A 4351-nucleotide genomic window follows, 5' to 3' on the forward strand; every position below is an offset into this window, starting at 1 on the left:
TTGGGCTACTGGTGAAGTCTACTGCGTTTATGAAGGATAATTTGGAAACCTTTAATGAGCGGGGAATTACGGTACCAGTTATTCTAGGGGGTGCTGCCCTAACACCAAAGTTTGTCCATAAGGACTGCCAGAATACCTACAATGGTCAGGTAGTTTATGGTAAAGATGCCTTTTCTGACCTCCATTTCATGGATAAATTAATGCCAGCAAAAGCAGCTGGTAACTGGGATGATAGTAAAGGCTTTATCGATGAGCTAGAGAATGGTGTAGCAGTTGAAGCTTCTTCCGAGTTGAAAGTTGACAAGTTGCAGGAGAATGGTTCAAAAGACAACTCTCAACCAGCAACTGCCCTTTCAACTCCTGTAGATACTAATCGTTCGGAAGGGGTAAGCTTGGATATTGAGCGTCCAACACCGCCATTCTGGGGAACCAAGATACTCAAGCCAGAGGATATTTCCTTCGAGGAAGTCTTATGGTATCTGGATTTGCAGGCGTTGATTGCTGGACAATGGCAGTTTAGGAAGCCAAAGGACCAGTCGAGGGAAGAGTATAATCAGTTTTTGAAGGAAAAGGTTGACCCAATTCTGGACAAATGGAAGGAAAAAACTCTTGCTGAGAACTTGTTACATCCCCAGGTGGTGTATGGATATTTTCCTTGTTTAGCTGAGGGGAATTCCTTGATAATTTATGATGCTAAAGGGATGAATCCCGAAGGTGCTAAAGACTCGCAGGAATTGCAAGAGGTGGCACGGTTTGAGTTTCCTCGGCAACGGTCTGGTAAGCGTTTGTGTATAGCGGATTTCTTTTTACCGAAGGAGTTGGCAGGAGCAGGTCAATTCGATGTGTTCCCCATGCAGGCGGTAACTGTGGGTGATATTGCCACAGAGTACGCTAAGGAATTATTTGATGGTGATCAATATACCGATTATTTGTATTACCACGGATTGGCGGTACAAATGGCTGAAGCCTTGGCGGAGTGGAGTCATGCTCGGATTCGTCGGGAGTTAGGGTTCGCAGATCAAGAACCCGATACTATTCGGGATGTGTTAGCTCAGCGCTATCAAGGTTCACGGTATAGTTTTGGCTATCCCGCTTGTCCAAATCTCCAGGATCAGTACAAGCAGTTGGATTTGTTGGAATGCGATCGCATCAAGTTATACATGGATGAGAGTGAGCAGTTGTATCCAGAGCAATCTACCACGGCAATTGTAGCTTATCACCCCATCGCTAGATATTTTACTGCTTGATCGGTCAGGTTTTTGACAGTGGATTAAGCCAGCCAGATTTCAGTTGATTAATACTGGAATCTTGCAGGATAGTTATTAATTTTAGGGTGGGCAGTGTTTATCAAGGTGCAAAGCCCAGCTTGGTGAATTTGTATAAAGCATTGCCCACCCTACTACATAAACTGGTAACAGACTCGAAAAAATTTCCACCCACCCATTTAATATTTACTCTTTATAATATATAATTATAAATTAGGTAAAACTAAAAAACGAAAAGTCATCGAACGTCGATGATCATAACCTTTGGTAAAGTGGGATGAGTGGTCAAGATAAAAGTCATAGGATACAGATAATTGTCGCTGTAATTGGCCTGGTTGGTCTACTGGGGGCAGCTGTGATCACGAATTGGCATAATTTATTTCCTAAGGAGATTACCAAGTCTCAAAATTTTGGTCCAGAAAAAGTAAGTTGTACTGGCAGTGGCCAAGTATGCAGTAACCGCTTCGCAATAGATGTAACAACGCGCGGTGTCTTAAAAGTCCAGTATGTCGTCCCCCCTACTCATTGCAGTCCAATAAAAATCCATTTCTACCTTGACGGTGAGCGTGTTACTTCTACAGATACCCTTGGGTGGAGGGGCGCATCTGGCCAGTTCAGTAGGCTTCCGTTGACCTCAGGTAAAATTGATCTTGGCCCTGTTTCCTCAGGAAATCATTCCATTAGTTTAGAGGCTGAAGGGAAAGCTGCGGGTTGTAATCGTGGGCAGCTCAATTCTTGGTTAGGGAATCTACAGGTCTGGACATCAGTTTTGGATAAGTAGTTCCGTAGGGTGTGTTAGGGGAGCCCTCATTTTTTCGGTAGCTAGAGTTGAGACACTCAGCCCCGTAACGCACCACTGTTAGGTCAAAGAATAAAAATGAGATCCACCCGAAAGTGCCAACCCTTTAATCTTTTGTGTGGGTTGATTGCCTATTGCTACTAGCTGGGATCCAGTTTTGGGAAGAAGATCATTCTGAGATAGAAGACCGATTTTTACTGCTAGCCATAAGTTCGAAAATGCGAATATTACTGATTATGCCTTGTTACCGATAACTAAAATATGTAATCATAATTATTTCATAAAAACAACTAAAAATCAAAGTCAATACTATCAATGATAAAACCATGAAACCAGAATATGACCTTGCCAACATGAAAAGCCGCCCCAATCCTTATGCCAAGAAATTAAAGCAACCAGTAACTTTGCCTTTGAGGATTGATGTAATAGAATATTTTGAAGCAAAGGCGCAAGAAAAAGGAATTTATTAACTCTCAAACTCAGCACTTCCAAGCTGTCAAAATAGTTATCGGATTGAGAGGATTAAACCGAGTTAGTTTTCCCACAGGTACCGACTTTGATAACTGCACCTGTAACCATTGATAATTCCAGTGATCCCCCCTAACCCCCCTTAATAAGGGGGGGAAGGAATTTGCTCTAATCCCGCGCTCGGAGGGGGGGAAACGTTTAGACTCAAACCAACTATAGGCTGTATTAGTATGCTCAACTGTTGCTAACGCTAACACTATAATACCATCGAGCTCTAAGCGAGTATCACAGTAATCCAAAATTGATTGTAAATTACCACCACTACCGCCAATAAAAATCCTATTGGGTGTTGGTAAATCTTTCAAAATATCCGGTGCTGAACCATGAATTGAGGTAACATTATTAACACCTAAACGTTGACAATTTTGCTCAATCAAAGCACTACCCATGGCTGTTTTTTCAATAGCAAACACCTGAGATGTCTTCGATAAACGAGCAATTTCAATGGAAACCGAACCTGTTCCTGCACCAATATCCCAAACCGTTTGCCCTGGTTTGAGTGCTAACTCTCCTAGTAACAGCAGCCTGATTTCTCGCTTGGTCATTAAACCAGGGCGATCGCTAAAACTAGTAAATGTCTGATCTGGTAATCCCAGTATCGGTAACGAGTCTGTATCCAGGGATTGGTCAACGGACTCAGGGTGACGTAGTAATACCACCACATTCAGGGGAGCAAAGGTCTGGTTCAATACTGCTTCTACACCAAGACATTGCACCCGTTCATCCATACCTCCCAAATTTTCACATACCCACAACTGGTAGCCACTGGGTAAATCTAGCGCTAGCAATAATTTAGCGATCGCTTCAGGTGTATTGCTGCCATCCGTCAGCACTGCAATCTTGTCAACTCCCTGCTTCAAGGCTGGGATTAGTTGTTCGAGAGAACGGCCATGAGCACTGATTACCTTAGCATCTTGCCAAGCAACCTTAATCCGACTGAAGGCTAACTGAATCGCACTGACATGGGGATGAAACCTCAGCCTTGAGGGGGGAAGTTGGCTTAGGAGCAATCGTCCTAAGCCAAAAAACAATGGATCACCACTCACCAACACTACGATTAGGGTATCGTGATCAGCACTATCGAGCTGCTTACGAATTAATTCAATAGCGTCAGCAAAATTCCCCAATACCAGTTGTGACCCTTGGTGGTTGGGAAAATAACCTAAATGGCGCTGACTTCCTACCAATAGCGTCGCTCGTTCCACCAGCTCCTTGACTTGATCAGTTAAGCTAGCTGCTCCATCTAAACCAATGCCCACTACATGGATGGGTGACCTTTGGGATGTTTTATTACTCACTATCCCAAGCCAATACCATTAATCCATTCAAAATAGCTGCAGCCACTGGAGACCCTCCTTTAGCTCCTTCAACCCGAATCTGAGGGATAGATATCTTTGCCAAAGCAGCTTTCGACTCGAGCACTGAAACAAACCCAACCGTTGCGCCAATCACCAAAGCTGGTTTGACCTGAGAGTGGGGCAACTGCTCACATAAAGCCAACAATGCCGTAGGGGCATTACCAATCACAAAAATAGCCCCTGGAAACTGCTCAAAACATCGGAGTAAACCTGTTTCCGTGCGCGTCTTTCCTGGCAGAGCTACTGGTGCCTGGTCTACTGCGACGATCAGGGGCACCATCCACCAGTACCACTAATGGTTTATTAGTCAGAGAGCGATTAATTGCTTTCTGGTATTCGGCTTTGCCGATTCGATTAACTGTTGACACAATCGTACCAGAATCAAACCACATCCGAGCAAT

At 43.9% G+C, this 4351-nt stretch carries 4 protein-coding genes and 2 pseudogenes; 3 read left to right on the top strand and 3 right to left on the bottom strand.

What is annotated here, in order from left to right; translation table 11 throughout:
- From F6K20_RS26080 to F6K20_RS26090, 3 genes and pseudogenes are all read left to right on the top strand, one after another.
- Positions 1 to 1247, top strand: a 1247-nt coding sequence (locus tag F6K20_RS26080; RefSeq protein WP_287296574.1) for a vitamin B12 dependent-methionine synthase activation domain-containing protein, incomplete at its 5' end; no start/stop codon positions are given.
- 295 nt (positions 1248 to 1542) lie between these two features.
- On the top strand, positions 1543 to 2046 hold the full coding sequence (locus tag F6K20_RS26085; RefSeq protein WP_008183865.1) for a hypothetical protein: 504 nt from the start codon (positions 1543 to 1545) through the stop codon (positions 2044 to 2046).
- A gap of 344 nt (positions 2047 to 2390) precedes the next feature.
- Positions 2391 to 2528, top strand: a pseudogene (locus F6K20_RS26090) (antitoxin); the annotation flags it as partial.
- A gap of 15 nt (positions 2529 to 2543) precedes the next feature.
- On the opposite strand, the gene cbiE reads toward F6K20_RS26090, so the two are convergent.
- From cbiE to F6K20_RS26105, 3 genes and pseudogenes are all read right to left on the bottom strand, one after another.
- Positions 2544 to 3890, bottom strand: coding sequence for a precorrin-6y C5,15-methyltransferase (decarboxylating) subunit CbiE (gene cbiE, locus F6K20_RS26095; RefSeq protein ID WP_287296576.1), 1347 nt, complete (start codon positions 3888 to 3890; stop codon positions 2544 to 2546).
- Positions 3883 to 4224, bottom strand: a pseudogene (locus tag F6K20_RS26100) (precorrin-8X methylmutase); the annotation flags it as partial. The gene cbiE and the pseudogene F6K20_RS26100, both read right to left, overlap by 8 nt.
- Positions 4142 to 4351, bottom strand: a 210-nt coding sequence (locus F6K20_RS26105; protein ID WP_353736833.1) for a hypothetical protein, incomplete at its 5' end; no start/stop codon positions are given. The gene F6K20_RS26105 and the pseudogene F6K20_RS26100, both read right to left, overlap by 83 nt.

The organism is Moorena sp. SIO2C4 (assembly GCF_010672485.1).
In the GTDB taxonomy this organism is placed as follows: Bacteria; Cyanobacteriota; Cyanobacteriia; order Cyanobacteriales; family Coleofasciculaceae; genus Moorena; species Moorena producens.

What these genes read in the sequence shown, in the direction of transcription:
- F6K20_RS26085 (WP_008183865.1), top strand. Translation starts at nt 1,543, where the DNA reads ATGAGTGGTCAAGATAAAAGTCATAGGATACAGATAATTGTCGCTGTA.